Genomic DNA, 16,910 nt, shown 5'->3' with positions numbered 1-16,910 from the left:
CTAGGTTAAATCATACGTGATGGTGTTGAAGGCTTCAACCCCAACGCGAAGTTCTTTTAAAACTTCTTCAACCAAACCTGCTGGCCCCTTCACCCCTAGCTCCATATGGCGCTGCGACAAAATGCCTTCTTTGGTCGGATCTCCCACCGATGGCAAACTAAATACCTTAATTTCGGGATATTTTTTTTCAATCTCTTCCATCAAAGGGGTAATCGTGGCTTCCATCGCACCAGCAGCAATAAAACTTTTCTCAACAAAATCAATTTGATGAAACAACTCACTATAAAACGTATCCAAAATCCAAATCATCATCGGACCAGCCATCACAGGAAAACCTGGCATGAAATAATGCTCATGGATGTGAAAGCCTGGAATCTTGTTGTAGGAATTAGGAATAATGCTCGCCCCAACAGGGAACTCACCCATTCTTAAACGGGGAACGTTGAGAGGTGAATTGACATCGGCTTTCACAGGGTCACCCTCTGCCATTTCAACAATCCGTTGGCCAATTAATTCTTTTGCCTCTGGATGCAGCTCTAACTCAACACCTAAGGCTTTTGCAGCACATTGACGCGTATGGTCGTCTGGGGTGGAACCAATACCGCCGGTCACAAAAACAATATCGCCACTGGCAAAAGTTCTTTTAAATGTACTAATAATGCGCTGCGGATCATCGGCGATATATTCTGCCCAAGATAATTGCAAGCCTCTTTCTTTTAATAAACCCAAAAGATAAGGCATGTGCTTATCACTTCTTCGTCCAGACAATATTTCGTCACCAATCACAATTAAACCAATGGTTCTATTTTTTTGCTGCGTCAAATGCTTTCTCCTTTTAACTCTCTATAGTTTTTCAGTGCAAATAATAAATAATGCGCAAACCATAAAGCGGCAAATATAAATACTAAACAATAAACCCACATCATGAACATCGATACAAGTGGAAATAATACCAAGACAAAGACAGATGATAACCAAAAGAATGTGGGGGTTGCACCTAAAAGACCTACTAAAATACCTATCATCAACAATGGTCCGCGATGGAGTTGAGTTAATTCGATGCGTTCTGCTTCAGTGGCATGTCTAGATAAGACATCATAGGTCATCAATCGTGTCGTTAACCAGCCCCACAAAACGGGGGGAATCAGGGCAAATATAGGTGGAATCCACCAAATTGGCAGAGTAATCAAGAATAACAATAAGAAAACAAAACAAGAACTCACAGCCACCCAAATGCTACCGAAAACTGAACCACCCTGCTCTTTTTTCAGTCCAATATAAGCGTTTTGTTTTTCTACATGGCGTAAAACTGACGTAATGGAGGTAAAAGATACCAAAACCATCATACTCACAATGACGATCGGCATGATCAGCACAATTGAAAAATACGGGGTAATCACTGCTCGCACGGTTTCCCATCCTACGGAGCTTAATATCTTCTCAATCCAAGCGGAGGCAAAAGAATTCGTTAAAAACTCTTTCATCCAATCGAGCAAGGGTGTCCAAATGACCCATAAAATACCAAACCAAATGACGGCTCCAATAACAAATGGGCGCAAGGTCAGCCAAAGGACCCAGGGATGAAAGATCCCTGTTAACGCTAACCCAAACGATCGCATCATAAGTTTCAAGGAGTTATACCTTCTGAAATAATGATTGCCAACTCATTTTTAAACTCAACCACTGCTGCTTAATCAATGCATTCGGCGGAGAAAAATCCCGCACGCCACTGGGGTAATAAGCTTCATCAAACTGCGCAGTTTTAAACAGCATATCCCACCACGGAAACAGCACCCCAAAATTACATCCCCCAAGAACTCCAGGCTTACCTGGCACTTCATAGCCGAGATCAATCGCATGGTGATAACGATGAAAATTAGGGGTCACAATGACATACTTGAGAAATCCATAATGGTAAGGATAAAAACCATGTTGCCAACTTTGAATCAATCGGCTGGTAATTATCAACATCAAAAATTGACTAGGCTGTACTCCCAAAAATAATCCAATCCCTGAAAATATAAAAGCTCTAAACAAATCATCGACGATATGATTTCGGTTATCCGACCAAGCTGTCATATGCCGCTGACTATGGTGCAGGGCATGTAATCTCCACCAAAAATTGAAGCGATGAGATAAGCGGTGATAGCCATAATCAATCAGATCAAATAAGACTAGGTACAGCACAAAACTCACCACAGGAAGGGATGTGATCCCAGGTAACCAATTCTCCACGTTCATCCGTAAAAACCGGACATCATGCAGCAATCCACCCATCGCGAAAAAAATTCCTGAAAATAATGTAAAAAACATCAGTTGGAATAAGCCAAGTCGATGCAAACTACTGTAAAAAACATCGATTCGTATCGCTCCTTTAAGATCTTTCAGCCATGCATCTTTACTTTGTGTATTGGAATGAAAGACTTCTTCCTCTTTTTTTTCTAATGGTCGCAAAATAAAAGCAATGAAGAGTATTTGTAAGATACCAAATAAGAACCAATCAACGATCAGATCTGCATCATCGGCGTATCCCATCCAATCAAAAAAATACAAGATTTGCAAAACGATTTCTTGTACAAACCACTCATGAATCTGATCGTAGATTTCTATCATAAGGAAGGCTTAATCCAAGGTCGCAAAACAAAAGCCCTGGGCTTTTAAACCAACAATTAAAGGATCCAACACACCCAACGCCCAAGGATCTTTTCTGGACCAGATCCCTAAATGCGCCATGGTGATATCACCATCTTTGATTTCTCCCAAAGATTTTTTAAGTAATTGCTCATTCGGATATTGCGATGAGGAGAGCTCATCACCTAAAAATCCTGTTGGTGCCCAGCCAATATGCTTAAAGCCACAAGCATTGCCCATCTGAATAAGTCTAGGTGAAGTTTTACCGCCAGGGGCTCGCCATATTTTTTTCAAATGAGCTCCTGTGAGTTCATAAAACCGTTGATCAACCAATTTGATTTCATGGCAGACTTCCAGTTGATCCGCTACATATGCCTGACCTGCTCGGGGACCAAATTGAGGCTTTAAAACAACTTCACTTGGACCCTTGCCATCCTTTTGAAAATAAGCATGATGCATGGTATGACTGCCAAATGAGTGCCCTTCTTGCTGGAGTGTTCGCCAAAAGTTTTTCCAAGAGTCATCTAAAGCCATATCGCCACGATTGGTTTTTTCGTTCGCCAAGAAAAACGTCGCCTTCACCTGATGCTGACGTAAGGTATCTGCTACAAATTGCGCAACGGACATATTGCCTGTATCAAATGTTAAATAAACGGTTTTTTGACAAGTTTGTGCAACGGCATGAAACGACAAGAAGGAGATGCAACTCACGCACAAGAGTCGCCAGTTGAACTTCATACTGTTCATCTGAACTCACTGCCAGGCAGCATTAGGGGTAAAGAAAACCCCGTGCGGACTATTCCCCACCTTGATGGTTTTTTCCAGTTCATTCGTGGTCAAATTAATTACACCCACTTTTTTGGAAAACCGAAAAGTCACCCAAAGCTCTTTTTGATTGGGCGTGATATCCATACAATCAGGCCCAGCTGGCAATCCTTTAATGGTGGCTACGTTTTCTAAAGTTTCCATGTCAATCTTACTGATCGTTGCGGCGACGCGATTGGTCACGAATACATATCGTCCATCCCCTAAAGGTCGGAAATTATGAGCACCTTTTCCTGTTTTAATGGTTTTAACGATTTTCTGAGTTTTCCAATCAATCACCTGTACAAAATCCTCACCTGTGACTCCGAGTAACAAATATTTATCCCCAGGAGTCATCCATAAACCAGCCGGCATCTTTCCGACTCGCATTTTCCATAACTCTTTTTTAGCTTGTAAATCAATCGCTACAATTTCATTGGAATCTTGCAAGGTCACAAAGGTGATCTGACTATCACTCGTAAATGCAATATGACTTGGTGTTTGTGGGAGCTTATAGATATCTGGCTTGGCAACGATATTGCCATTATTGACGGGGTAAATATCAACACGATCTAGACGGTTTCCGGCGACAACAAACCATTTATTATTCGGTGCAAATCCAATTTGATAGGGATCAATAATTTTTGGTATTGTCCCTAACTTATTGCCGGTTGTAGCATCTAAAAGTACTAAATTATCCGCCGCAGCATTTGCCACAATTAAATTTTTACCATCCGGCATCATCATCAAATGATGAGGCTCTTTACCAATTGGAAAATCATCGATCACTTCACGTTTTTGCATGTCAATACGAGTGACTGAAGCAGATCCAGAATTGAGAATAATAGCCAACTTGGGCGCTGTTTCTGTATCTGGTTTTGCTATGGGTTTTTCCACAGCCATAACGGCAAACACTAAGCCACATAATAGGCTTGCGAGAATACGATTGATAGTTGAGCGTGAGCAAATAGTCATATTGGTATTTTAACCCCGAATCGCATTTAAAATCTTTTCAATTCGTTTCACGGACATTGGTGTCGGGGTTTTTAATTCTTGAGCATATAAAGCGATTCGAAGTTCTTCCAATTGCCAACGAATATCTTGTAACTCCCGGTTGATTTCAGTATTTCCTTGATTTTTCATGACCTGTACATATTGCCGTTGTAAGAGCTGCCATTGTTTTTGATTGTCTTGATCTCGAGTAAGATTCGATCTTAATTTTTCAACCCGCACCATCATGCCTTTTAAATACCTCGGTAAGTGAACCATTTGCTCATAAGGCGTCTGTGCAACAAATTGACGATTCACGAGTTGTTGATATTGGTTTTGCATATCTTCATATGCTGGTGGACAAATACTCTTTGCTAAATTGAGCTTTTTCGGAATTTCTGCAGATAATTCTAGGCATTGCAAGGCTTGTTTCGCAATATCTTGCGCAATTAAGGAGAGTTTGGTTTTAGCCACTTGCATGCGTGCTTTAAATTCCTCGGCATTTTTTGGTAAGGGTTCAACTAGACATGAACGCTCAATCGCTAAATCCAATATTTGCTGCATGATTTCTTCATGAGTGCCAATTTGCATGAAGAGTAAGCCAATCTCGCGTCCACCAGGTAATTGTTTTTGTAACAGCTTGAGGGTCTCTTTATGGGCAAACGAACAGAGTCGCCTCATCCCACGAAAATGGATCTTTCTGGCAAGCTCAGGATCATCATAGACATTAAGTTCACAATGGGTTCCACAATCTTCAAGTGCGGGATATCCATAAAAACTTTGTTTACCCTTTTGGATTTCTAACATTTCCGGTAACTCACCAAAACTCCAATCTGTTATCTTGGTTGGTTCTGCTTGACCATCTTGGGGCGTCAATGGATGCGTTGGCTTCGATGTGGGCTCGCTACTTCGACTTACCTCTTGTATCGCCATACTTGCTGCTTCTTGAAAAATCTCACGGGCATCTTTGGCATAAAGCGTTCGAAGTTGGGCTAAATTACGATCTAAATCAAGTTGTCGGCCATGCTCATCCATCATTCGGTAATTCATCATGCAATGCGAGGGTAGATTTTCTGGACGAAAATCAGCTCTTGTCACGACAACTTGAGTTTTTTCTCTGATGTATTTAATCAAAGCATCGAACAATTCTCCTTTACCAAATAGTTCATTTTCCAAACAATCGTCAATGAAGTTTTTGGCAAATTCCGGCAAGGGGACAAAGTGACGACGCAATTTTTGCGGTAAAGTTTTTAATAAAAGATGTATTTTTTCCACGCACAAACCAGGCACTAACCAGGCACATCTTCTTTCATCCACTTGATTGAGCAAGGCCAAGGGCACGACCAGTGTCACGCCATCTTTCGGGCTTCCTGGCTCAAAGTGATAATGTAATGCTAATTGAGTACCCATCATCGGCATCTGCTTGGGGTAGCGATCATCACTAATATGCGCGGCTTCATGACGCATTAAATCTTCTTTACTTAAAATCAGTTGTGGTGCGTGACTGGGATGCTTATCTAACCAAGTCTGTAAGGAACTTCGACTTAACACAGTTTCTGGCAATACTTCTGCATAAAACTCATAGATGATTTGATCACCGACCAACACGTCTTGCCTTCTCGAACGATGCTCTAGTGCTTCGACTTGTTGAATGATTTGTTGATTTTTCCAAAAAAATTGAAAAGTTTTACCGGATTGTTTTTGTATTTGACCAATGTCGACTTGACCAAGTAAGGCTCCTTCAACTAAAGCACGCTGAATAAATATCTTACGTGCCTCAATGGGCTCCATCAAAGCATATTTAATTTTTCGGCCATGATACAAACTCAGGCCATACAGCGCACCTTGCTCATGTGCCATCACCTCACCCGTTCTGGTATCCCAAAATGGTTCACTCCAGGTTTTTTGTAAACGATGTTGACAAATTCTCTCGACCCATTTGGGTTCAATATTGGCAATATTGCGGGCATACAGGCGATTCGTCTCTACTAGTTCGCCCGCAACAATCCATGACTTTGGTTTTTTGAGCAGATGATTGCCAGGCCAAAGAGTTAACTTAATCCCTCTAGCCCCCTCAAACCATTGATCTTCATCTGACTTCTTGCCAATATTTCCGAGTAAGCCTGTTAACAAGGATGTATGGATTTGTTCATAAGTAGCAGGTAAAGCGTTCATACGCCACCCTTGCGCAATCAAGATTTCTTGTAATTGTTGATGCACATCACGCCATTCACGCATGCGACGGGGTGATAGAAAATGCTTTTTACATAGTTCATCAAACTGTCGATTACTCGTTTTTTTCTCAGCCGCTTGATGATACCAATCCCACAATTTAATAAAACTGATAAATTCAGATTGCTCATCTGCAAATATTTTGTGCGCCACATCTGCTTGCTGTGCAAACTCCGGCGGCCTCTCTCGTGGATCTTGGAGGGCCATGGCTGAGGCAATGATGAGAACTTCTCTCAGAGCTACGTGTTCTTTTGCGGCAATTAACATGCGTGAGACTCTAGGATCAAGAGGTAACTGCGCCAACTCTTGCCCAATGGGGGTGAGTGTGATTTCTCGGGCACCCTCTTTGTATTGCGCCTCTAATGCGCCTAACTCTTCTAGTAACTGTATCCCATCGCTAATGGCTCGCCCAGTTGGTGCTTGAATAAATGGAAACTCATCAATTTTCGATAAGCGAAGAGACGCCATGCGCAAAATCACGCCAGCAAGTGAACTTCGCATGATTTCCGGATCGGTATACGCAGGACGCAGTCCAAACTCATCTTCACCATATAAGCGAATACATATACCATCGGCGACCCGTCCGCATCGTCCTGCACGTTGATTAGCCGCCGATTGAGAAATAGCTTCAATTTGTAATTGCTCTACTTTGTTCCTGTACGAGTAGCGTTTGATTCTTGCCGTGCCGGCATCGACCACAAATCGTATGCCTGGGACGGTTAAAGAGGTTTCAGCGACGTTGGTCGCAAGAATGATTCTTCTGCCGCGCCCTGTCTGAAATACCCGCTCTTGCTCTGCCACAGATTGTCTTGCAAACAAACTCAATATATCGGGATGATAACGCTGCTGGAGTGGGATACTTTTACGTAACAATTCTGCGCAATCACGAATCTCTCGCTCCCCTGGTAAAAAGACCAAAATGTCTCCCATTCCAGAAACGCCTTGTCCCCATAACTCCATGATGGCGTCTAAAACGCCTTCTGAAATTTCTTTATCTTCTTTGACATTGCCAACTGTTAAAGGCCGATAACGAATCTCTACGGGGAAGAGTCGTCCACTAACCTCGATGATGGGTACTTCTTTACCAAAATCAAAGTGTTTTGCAAACATCGATGCATCAATTGTTGCTGAGGTAATAATGACTTTTAAATCGGGCCTTTTGGGTAGTATCTGCCGTAAATAGCCTAATAAAAAATCAATATTCAAACTGCGCTCATGGGCTTCATCAATGATGATCGTGTCATAAGCGAGCAATAAGGGATCTTTTTGGGTTTGCGCTAATAAGATTCCATCCGTCATCAACTTAATCGATGCGGTGGTACTCGTTTGGTCACTAAACCTAACTTGATAGCCCACATCTTGCCCAATGGGCGTTCCTAATTCGTCAGCAATTCGCTTGGCGGTCGATGTGGCGGCAATTCTGCGTGGTTGGGTATGTCCAATGAGGCGCTTTGTGCCATTGATCCGACCGCGTCCCATGGCTAAGCAAATTTTGGGCAATTGGGTGGTTTTCCCCGAACCAGTCTCGCCACATACAATAATGACTTGATTGGCCTCTAAGGCCTCCATAATTCTCTTGCGCTGTCCGCTAACAGGCAAAAGTTCTGGAAACTCAAGGCGAATGTGAGATTTTTCCAACTGATTCTGAGTATTTTTAGCATTTTGATTCATAAGCATCCTATAATTTTCGCTTATGTCGACAAAATCATCCGAAAACCAATTAAACGAGAGCAATAACTCTGATACTTTTCCATTTGTCAGTTGGTTAAGAACGGTTGCTCCCTATATTCATTCCTTTCATGGCAAAACATTTGTCATCGCTTTTGCTGGTGAACTTGCCACCGATAGTGAATTAGAAAATCTCGTGGAAGATATTGCGATGCTTCACGCAATGGGCATGAACATCGTGCTCGTCCATGGTTCTCGTCCGCAAATTCAGGAACAATTGGCTCTGCACTCAATTGATGCCAAATACGGTCAGGGACAGATGCTAGGCTACCGGATAACGGATGCTGCTACCATGGAATGTGTAAAAGAAGCCGTGGGTGAATTGCGTTTAGATATCGAGGCTTGCTTTAGCCAAGGATTACCAAACACACCGATGGCAGGGTCACGTATTTCTGTGATTTCTGGTAACTTTATTACTGCACGGCCGGTTGGTATTGTGGATGGTGTGGATTTTATGCATACGGGTTTGGTGCGTAAGGTGGATGCTGAGTCCATCAATATGTCACTAGAACACAATAAGATTGTACTTTTATCTCCTTTAGGATTCTCCCCTACTGGTCAAGCATTTAATCTCGCATACGAAGATGTGGCATGTTCCACAGCCACTGCTCTTAAAGCCGATAAATTGATTTTCTTGTCTAGTGTGGACCGACTGTTAGATGCTGAGGGCTTGCCAATTGCAGAAATCGCCCTGCCTGAACTCTCAAAACTGGTGGGTGATGAAGGTTTACCTCCAGGCGAATTACGCTCATTACTTGTTACTGCAGGTAAAGCCGTCAAACTGGGCGTAAATCGTGTGCACATCCTGCCACACAACCGCGATGGCGCAGTTTTAGAAGAATTATTTACACATGATGGTGTGGGCACCATGATTGTTGCTTCTGATATCGAAAACTTACGTGAAGCCAATATGGATGATGTGGGTGGTATTTTACAAATCATTTCTCCTTTAGAGGAAGAAGGTGTTTTAGCCCCTCGTGGCAGATCAGTGATTGAGCGCGATATTTCTAATTTCTCCGTCATTGAACATGATCATGTCATTTTCGGTTGTGCTGCACTATTCCCTTTCTCCCATGGCATGGCAGAACTAGCCTGTCTTGCGGTTGATCCGGATACTCAAGGGGTTGGCGACGGTGAGCGTTTATTGAAACGGATCGAGGCGCGGGCGAAAGATTTAGGCATTAAAAAACTTTTTGTTCTGACTACAAGAACGGAGCACTGGTTCTTAAAACGTGGCTTTGTCAAACGCTCGGTTGAGGAATTACCCAAGGAACGTAAATCTCACTACAACTGGGATCGTAAATCCATGGTTCTGATTAAAAATCTATAATACTTTAATCATCTTATTTATCTTCATTCACAGGAATTTTTATGGCACGTACCGTTCAATGTATTAAATTAAATAAAGAAGCTGAAGGTCTAGAATTTGCTCCAGTACCTGGCGAACTAGGAAAAAAAATCTGGCAACAAGTTTCTAAAGAAGCCTGGGCAGATTGGCTCAAGCAACAAACAATGTTGATTAATGAAAACCGCCTCAATATGGCCGATGCGCGTGCAAGACAATATTTGTTAAAACAAACTGAAAAATTCTTTTTCGGTGAAGGTGCTGATACAGCAACTGGATACGTACCTCCTCCTAGCGCTCAATAATCAATCCTTTTTACCCCTGCAGAGCTACTGACAATCAAGGTATTTGCAGGGTTTAGTGCAAAAATTCCATTGCAAATCACACCGGGGATTTGATTCAGTTCGATCTCCAATTCTTTGGGATGGGCAAGCGTTAAACCACTCACATCTAAAATCCATCCGCCATTGTCGGTAACAAAGATCTCCGAGGCTTGGGTTTTACTATGACGTAATTGCACTTGCCCGCCAAAGCGCTGTTCCAACAGGCGCTGAATATGTCCACTGGCCAATGGTATTACCTCGATTGGTAAGGGAAACTTCCCTAAAATGGCCACTTGCTTACTAGAATCACAAATACAAATAAACCGCTTGGACATCGAGGCCACGATTTTTTCACGGGTAAGTGCCCCACCGCCACCTTTGATCATTTGACCATCTGGATTAATCTCATCTGCACCATCGACATAAGCCACTAAGCCACTGACTTCATTGGCATCTAATACATGAAATCCATGTCCTTGTAATCTTGCAGTACTGGCCTCGGAGGAAGAAACCACTCCTTTAAAATGGTTTGCGTGAGGAGCTAAGGCATCAATTAATAAATTTACGGTTGATCCGGTTCCTATTCCGAGGATTTCACCTGCTGAAATTTCTTTCAAAATCAATGACACGGCTTCTTTGGCAACTAAGGCTTTTTGTTCATCTTGGTGCATCATTGATTCCTTCATATAAATATCAAATTATTTTACCGACTTTCATCGGCACAAAACAGCTTTACTGTATAAAATCATCTATATGAATTTATTAGAACAAATGAAAAAACATACATTCATGGTCGCCGATACAGGCGACTTTGAACGTCTGCATGCTTATCAACCAAAAGATGCAACGACCAATCCAACTCTGATTTTACGTGCTGCGAAATTGCCGTCTTATCAACATTTGATTGCAGAGGTCAAAGCGCAGCATGCCGACTTATCTACCGCCGATAAGATGGATCATCTCTTGGTGCGATTTGGTATGGAAATCTTAAAAATCATTCCTGGTAGAGTCTCCACCGAAATTGATGCTGAATTATCTTTTGATATTGAGGACTCAGTCAGTCGCGCAAGAAAAATCATTGATCTTTATAAAGCCAATGGGATTGATAAAGATCGCGTACTGATTAAAATCGCGGCAACATGGGAAGGGATTCAATCGGCGAAGATTTTAGAAACCGAGGGTATTCATTGCAACTTAACGCTAGTATTTAATTTGCCGCAAGCTCTTGCCTGCGCTGAGTCAAAGGTCACTTTAATCTCTCCTTTTGTAGGCAGAATTACTGACTGGTATAAAAAATCCTTAGGTGATCAGTGGGATGATGCAAGCATGTCCGGTATCAACGACCCCGGTGTGAAATCGGTTTCGAACATCTATAACTATCTGAAACACCATGATTTCAGAACCGAAATCATGGGTGCTAGTTTTAGAAATATTGATCAGATTACCGCTCTTGCCGGTTGTGATTTATTGACGGTCAGTCCTGAACTGTTGGACCAATTACAAAAATCCGAGGGGGAAATTAAACCCAAACTCAGTTTTTTAGCAGCTAAAAATATGCGCTTTGAGCGCATCATGGTGGATGAAAAAGCCTTTCGGCAACTCATGAACGATGATCCTATGGCTACGGAAAAATTAGCCGAAGGAATCCGTAACTTTAAAACTGATATTGATCTTCTAGCAGAACTTTTAGAAAACTAATTATTTGGTTTTTTGAATTCGCTGACGAGCAGCTTCATACAAACATACACCGCTAGCAACGGAGACGTTTAAACTTTCCACGCCACCAAACATCGGAATACTCACGAGTTCATCACAGGTCTCTTTAGTCAAGCGGCGCATACCTTCCCCTTCCGCGCCCATGACAATCGCCACTGGTCCGGTTAAATCAACGTCATAGAGGGTTTTTTCAGCATCATCAGTGGTGCCAATTAACCACACACCCGCTTCTTGAAGCTCGCGCATCGACCGAGCTAAATTCGTCACCGCCACAAATGGCATCGTCTCCGCTGCGCCGCTGGCAACTTTACTCACGGTGGTATTGAGTTGTGCAGAACGATCCTTGGGCACGATAATGGCATCTGCACCTGCACCATCCGCCACGCGTAAACACGCCCCTAAATTATGGGGATCTGTCACACCATCGAGAATCAAAAGTAAGGGTTTTTTATCGCCAATACTATCCAACAACTCTGCAACGTTACGCGCCAACGAGGCAGGTTCAGCAAACGCAACAACGCCTTGATGACGATCATGACCGGCGAGTTGGCGCAGTCTCTCAGAATCCGCTTGATGAACTTTACGGCCAATCGTTTGTTGGGTGATTTCAATAAACTCTTTCATGCGCCGATCACGGCGTGAGACATCGTAATAGACGGTTTTTAAACTATCAGGCGCTTGTCTGATCCGCGCAATCACCGCATGAAATCCCACTAAGATTTGTTGTTCCATTAATGACGGCCTCTAGATTTAGAGCGCGAACTTGCCGAAGTTTTTTCTGCTACTTGTGTGCGCTTGGCATTACTCTTAGCTTTAGGCTTATGCCCGGCTCTTGATGCCCCTGTCTTTTTCGAGGCTGTAGTTCTGCCTACCTGTGGCGCTTTTTCAGGCGGTCGACTTTGTTTCGATGCAGCTCGCTTTTTAGGCTTGCCCATATCATCCATCGTAATGGGAGAGGCAAAACGATTTCGCTCAAAGGTATTTTTAACCAAGCTAAATTCAATCTTACGCGCATCTAAATCAACACGACTGACTAAGACATGGACGCGGTCACCGAGTCGATAACGAATCCCAGTTCGCTCACCGCGTAACTCTTGACGGGCTTCATCATACTGATAATAATCGCCACCTAATTCAGAGACATGGATCAAGCCTTCCACAAACAAGGTTTCTAGTTGCACAAATAAACCAAAGGTGGTCGCACCTGTAATCGTGCCAGCAAATTCTTGACCAAGGCGATCGCGCATAAAGTAACACTTAAGCCATGACTCCACATCTCGAGAAGCCTCATCTGCACGCCGTTCGTTGGCAGAACAGTGCACGCCTAACTGTGCCCAAGAGGCCATATCAATGGTATCCATCGCTGGCTTTTTCCGTCCACGTGGTGCAGGTGCTGACGGTTGCGCTTGCTCATCAGCTAAATTCTTTTTGACTAAGGCCGCATTGACGCGTCCTGGCCCATTTTTTGGCATAGTTAAATTCAGGGGAACATCTTCCGGAATCTGTGGCTTATAGTGTTTTTTCGCCAAAATCGCCTTGATGACACGGTGCACTAATAAATCGGGATAACGTCGAATCGGGCTCGTAAAGTGTGTATATGCTGGATAGGAAAGACCAAAATGCCCTAGGTTCTCCGGTTGATATACGGCCTGTTGCATAGATCTTAGTATCACAGTTTGCAACATGCTGGCATCGGGACGATTTTTAATCAGTTGTATTAATTTGGCATAATCCATCGGATGGGGCTTATTACCACCTTCAAGGGTTAAACCTGCTGAGCGCAACACATCTCGCAAAGCATTGACTTTTTCAATCGTTGGCTCACCGTGCACACGGAATAAGGAGGTATGATTTTTTGCACCAATGAAGTTCGCGGCACACACGTTGGCCACCAACATACATTCTTCAATTAAGCGGTGCGCATCATTCCGGATTCTGGGTTCAATACGTTCAATCTTGCCAAATTCATTACTAATGATTTGTGTTTCAGTCGTATCAAAATCAATCGCACCACGTTTCTCACGTGAACCTTTTAAGACTTGAAACAATTTATAGAGGTTTTGTAATAAAGGCTTTTGTTTGGCAAAGCGTGCGGCCTCAGGACCATTGGTATTACTGATGATTTCCCAAACAATATTGTAGGTAAATCGTTGTACAGAATGCATTAAGCCGGGATAAAACTGATACGCTTGCACAATCCCTTTGTGATCAATAATCGCATCACACACCATACATAAACGATCCACTCCTGGCTTTAATGAACATAAGCCATTGGAGATTTTTTCCGGCAACATCGGTATGACTCGTCTTGGGAAGTACACCGAAGTGCCTCGACGAATCGCATCTGAATCAAGTGGATGCCCAGGTTTAACGTAATGAGAAACGTCCGCAATCGCCACAATCAAACGCCAAGCTTTAGCCCCCTTAAAGGTCATGGGCTCACAATATACGGCATCATCAAAATCTCTAGCATCTTCGCCATCAATGGTGACCAGTGGAATATCTCTTAGATCAACACGACCTTCCAAGTCTTCTTCACGTACTTCATCCGCTAAGGCTGCTGCTTCTTTGGCGCTGGCTTGTGAGAACTCATGAGGCACGCCGTATTTACGTACGGCAATCTCAATCTCCATCCCAGGATCATCAATCTCACCTAAGACTTCAACTACACGACCTACCGCTTGGCGATAACTATCGGGATAATCAATAATCTCACAACTCACAACCTGTCCAAGTTTGGCATTAAGATGTCCTTTGGGGGGGATCAAAATGTCATGGGAAATACGTTTGTCTTCGGGAGCGACGATGAGTACTCCGTTTTCATTGAGTAAACGACCAATCACATGGCGTGTTGCGCGCTCTAATACTTCTGTAATTTGCCCCTCTGGCCTGCCCCTGCGATCAGTACCCAGTATCTTCACCAATACCCGATCACCATGCATGACCCTAGTCATCTCTCGTTCGGAGAGAAAAATATCCAGCTGACCATCATCCGGGATCACAAATCCAAAGCCATCGCGGTGACCTTGTACTGTTCCAATACGATCTTCTTTTTTTTCGTGTAACGCGGCTTGTGGTTTTATCATGGATGAATTCTTAATTTGTTCGATTTTTTGAATATCTCTAATTTAACTCATTTAAAAAGACAGTCATGAAACCCAGAGTTGTTCTAGACACCAATATACTACTTGACCTTTTTTACTTCAAAGATAATAGTGTCACGTACTTGTATGAATGCCTAAAAACTGAACAAGTTCAAGCATTTACCTGTGAACTGATCTGGGAAGAATTTGCAGAAGTATTAATGAGAAAGCCATTTGACCAATCGGTCGAAGAAATCCATGGGATTCGGTCAAGTTATCAGCACGTTTTAACCTGGCAAGCACCAGAAAAAAACAACTCAGGCATCAAGTGCCGCGATCAGGATGATCAGATTTTCGTTGAATTAGCGGTAGAAGTAGCGCCTTGTACGCTTATTACAAAAGACAAAGACCTGCTAATACTGCAGAAAAAATTACAAAAATTTCAGGTCCAAACCGTAAAACAGTATCTACCTGAAAAGTCTGTGCAGAAAACGTTTTAAGCTTTTGTATCAAGGAAAGACCCCTTAGTATCAATCGTTGTCACATTTTGTGACTGTAGGTTTTGACTCATTTGCTGTAAAAAAGAAGCTAATGAAGAACTATTCGTACTATCTACGTTCGCGCTTTTAGCATTGGCACCCATCGAGTTGAGTAAAGACTGATAAGCCGCTTGTAAACCTTCGAAGGTATTTGCACCACCGGCGGGATTAGCGCTTTTGAGCGTTGAAGACAATGTATTTAAACGTGCTGGTAAATTATTTAAGTACGTATTATTTGGACCAGGCGTCACAGATGGTAAGGGCCCAAGTCCCACACTCTTAGAATAAGGATTGGGTTGCACATTACCATTTTGTAAATTTTGAAACAACGAGTAAGTAAAGGCTTGTAGTGCATTACTTGAATCCGCAATAGAAGGCAAAATTGAGTTCGCATCTGCAGCTGTACCTTGAGTCTGTGCTGCAGTAGTTGCAGAACTACCCGCGTTATTTTGATTTTTTTGATCAATTTGGCTTAAAGTCTGAAAGAAAGCAGACAAAACTGGGCTACTTGCACTAGGTTGGACTGCATAATCACTCACCGCATTGGTGGGAGCTGTAGGTGCGGTCTTATTCGCAGTGCTTAAAATAGCGCCGTACGTATTCTGTATCGTAGATGTTGCTACTTGCATTGGATTTTGTAGGATCATGATATTTCTCCAGTCAAGATTTTTCCTTATATGTCTTTTACGACACGAAACTTTAGAACTTAAGGGTTTAGATGAAAAAAATTAATTAGTGCCATTTTTGGCTATTGTTTCGTCTTTTGAGAAGCCAAAACTTCGATACAGTGGTTATATATCTTATATGGAGCGTTTTGTCATGATTCCAGCTATTGCTAGCTTATTGAACCCCGTTTCTTCAATCAAGGGTGTCTCCACTGTCTTGAATTCCATCGGTTCAGCGGATGCCAATATTCCAGAGGTAGATTCCAACGCCAATCCAAGCAAGATGATGCAATCGATTCTGCAGTCTTTATCGACATTGCCAAATACCCCCGCCACTAAACCTGCGAAAGACTCGGGCGATTCCATGCCGAGCTTCATCGACAGCTTATTAAGTGCAATTCAGTCGCAAGATAATCAGCCTAAGTCATCTGGCGGCGCATCTAAGAATACATTTATTGGAAGCGATCCTTTAGAGCGTGGTTTACAAAACTTAATCGACCAAGTGGGTAAATCGAGTTCAGCCACTTCTTCAACTGATTTAAAACAACTCGAACAAAGTGCCAATCAATTATTTGGTGCCATGGGTATTCCTGGTGGAGACCAGTCTCTCAATCAGTTTTTAAATAGCTTCAAACAATCCATGTCAGGTAATAGCCCAGTTGGCAATATTTTGTCGACAAAAGCTTAAAAAACCGTACAAGTTGAGATACAATCTCTCCCTTGCCTGATGTTTTCGGGCCCAGGTGGCGAAATTGGTAGACGCACCAGCTTCAGGTGCTGGCGATGTAAAAGTCATAAGAGTTCGAGTCTCTTCTTGGGCACCAAACCTAGTAATTACGACGTTCTGAGCCTTA

At 42.8% G+C, this 16,910-nt stretch carries 15 protein-coding genes and 1 tRNA gene; 6 read left to right on the top strand and 10 right to left on the bottom strand.

The annotated features are described in order from the left end of the window. From QMN06_RS05180 to hrpA, 6 genes are read right to left on the bottom strand one after another with little or no spacing between them, the layout of a single operon-like run. Nucleotides 1-822, bottom strand: coding sequence for a molybdopterin-binding protein (locus tag QMN06_RS05180; RefSeq protein ID WP_281971471.1), 822 nt, complete (start codon nucleotides 820-822; stop codon nucleotides 1-3). Beyond that, on the bottom strand, nucleotides 819-1,622 hold the full coding sequence (locus QMN06_RS05175; RefSeq protein WP_281971470.1) for an EI24 domain-containing protein: 804 nt from the start codon (nucleotides 1,620-1,622) through the stop codon (nucleotides 819-821). The genes QMN06_RS05180 and QMN06_RS05175 overlap by 4 nt, the downstream gene beginning before the upstream one ends. A gap of 13 nt (nucleotides 1,623-1,635) precedes the next feature. Further along, nucleotides 1,636-2,613 carry a sterol desaturase family protein gene (locus tag QMN06_RS05170; protein ID WP_281971469.1) on the bottom strand — a complete coding sequence of 326 codons (978 nt, stop codon included), beginning with the start codon at nucleotides 2,611-2,613 and terminating at the stop codon, nucleotides 1,636-1,638. 9 nt (nucleotides 2,614-2,622) lie between these two features. Continuing rightward, complete coding sequence (locus QMN06_RS05165; protein WP_281971468.1) at nucleotides 2,623-3,369, bottom strand: polysaccharide deacetylase family protein; 747 nt, start codon at nucleotides 3,367-3,369, stop codon at nucleotides 2,623-2,625. Nucleotides 3,370-3,384: 15 nt separating this feature from the next. Beyond that, complete coding sequence (locus QMN06_RS05160; RefSeq protein WP_281971467.1) at nucleotides 3,385-4,410, bottom strand: cytochrome D1 domain-containing protein; 1,026 nt, start codon at nucleotides 4,408-4,410, stop codon at nucleotides 3,385-3,387. 9 nt (nucleotides 4,411-4,419) lie between these two features. After that, nucleotides 4,420-8,328 carry an ATP-dependent RNA helicase HrpA gene (gene hrpA / locus QMN06_RS05155; RefSeq protein ID WP_281971466.1) on the bottom strand — a complete coding sequence of 1,303 codons (3,909 nt, stop codon included), beginning with the start codon at nucleotides 8,326-8,328 and terminating at the stop codon, nucleotides 4,420-4,422. A gap of 22 nt (nucleotides 8,329-8,350) precedes the next feature. On the opposite strand from hrpA, the gene argA reads away from it, so the two are divergent. Both argA and QMN06_RS05145 read left to right on the top strand, forming a co-directional pair. After that, a complete protein-coding gene (argA, locus tag QMN06_RS05150) occupies nucleotides 8,351-9,715 on the top strand; it encodes an amino-acid N-acetyltransferase (protein ID WP_281971465.1) in 1,365 nt (454 codons plus the stop codon). Nucleotides 9,716-9,756: 41 nt separating this feature from the next. Continuing rightward, nucleotides 9,757-10,035, top strand: coding sequence for an oxidative damage protection protein (locus QMN06_RS05145; protein WP_281971464.1), 279 nt, complete (start codon nucleotides 9,757-9,759; stop codon nucleotides 10,033-10,035). On the opposite strand, the gene rpiA is transcribed toward QMN06_RS05145, so the two are convergent. Beyond that, entirely contained in the window at nucleotides 10,029-10,724 is a 696-nt protein-coding gene (gene rpiA / locus QMN06_RS05140) for a ribose-5-phosphate isomerase RpiA (protein WP_281971726.1), read from the bottom strand. The genes QMN06_RS05145 and rpiA overlap by 7 nt on opposite strands. 82 nt (nucleotides 10,725-10,806) lie before the next feature. Here rpiA and tal point away from each other — a divergent pair, with 82 nt between their 5' ends. Beyond that, entirely contained in the window at nucleotides 10,807-11,751 is a 945-nt protein-coding gene (gene tal, locus QMN06_RS05135; protein WP_281971463.1) for a transaldolase, read from the top strand. Here tal and rlmB read toward each other — a convergent pair whose 3' ends face one another. Continuing rightward, complete coding sequence (gene rlmB / locus QMN06_RS05130; RefSeq protein WP_281971462.1) at nucleotides 11,752-12,501, bottom strand: 23S rRNA (guanosine(2251)-2'-O)-methyltransferase RlmB; 750 nt, start codon at nucleotides 12,499-12,501, stop codon at nucleotides 11,752-11,754. Further along, nucleotides 12,501-14,855 carry a ribonuclease R gene (gene rnr / locus QMN06_RS05125; RefSeq protein WP_281971461.1) on the bottom strand — a complete coding sequence of 785 codons (2,355 nt, stop codon included), beginning with the start codon at nucleotides 14,853-14,855 and terminating at the stop codon, nucleotides 12,501-12,503. The genes rlmB and rnr overlap by 1 nt, the downstream gene beginning before the upstream one ends. Nucleotides 14,856-14,920: 65 nt before the next feature. Between rnr and QMN06_RS05120 the strand changes: the two genes are divergently transcribed. After that, on the top strand, nucleotides 14,921-15,352 hold the full coding sequence (locus QMN06_RS05120; RefSeq protein WP_281971460.1) for a putative toxin-antitoxin system toxin component, PIN family: 432 nt from the start codon (nucleotides 14,921-14,923) through the stop codon (nucleotides 15,350-15,352). On the opposite strand, the gene QMN06_RS05115 is transcribed toward QMN06_RS05120, so the two are convergent. After that, nucleotides 15,349-16,038: a hypothetical protein gene (locus tag QMN06_RS05115; protein ID WP_281971459.1), complete on the bottom strand. Its 690-nt coding sequence runs from the start codon at nucleotides 16,036-16,038 to the stop codon at nucleotides 15,349-15,351. The two genes, QMN06_RS05120 and QMN06_RS05115, sit on opposite strands and share 4 nt — an antisense overlap. Before the next feature lie 172 nt (nucleotides 16,039-16,210). On the opposite strand from QMN06_RS05115, the gene QMN06_RS05110 reads away from it, so the two are divergent. After that, entirely contained in the window at nucleotides 16,211-16,744 is a 534-nt protein-coding gene (locus tag QMN06_RS05110; RefSeq protein ID WP_281971458.1) for a hypothetical protein, read from the top strand. A 49-nt stretch (nucleotides 16,745-16,793) separates the two neighbouring features. Beyond that, nucleotides 16,794-16,880: transfer RNA gene (locus tag QMN06_RS05105), tRNA-Leu, on the top strand. Nucleotides 16,881-16,910: the final 30 nt, after the last annotated feature.

The organism is Polynucleobacter sp. SHI8 (assembly GCF_027944005.1).
In the GTDB taxonomy this organism is placed as follows: domain Bacteria; phylum Pseudomonadota; class Gammaproteobacteria; order Burkholderiales; family Burkholderiaceae; genus Polynucleobacter.
This window is presented reverse-complemented; position numbering and strand designations above follow the sequence as displayed.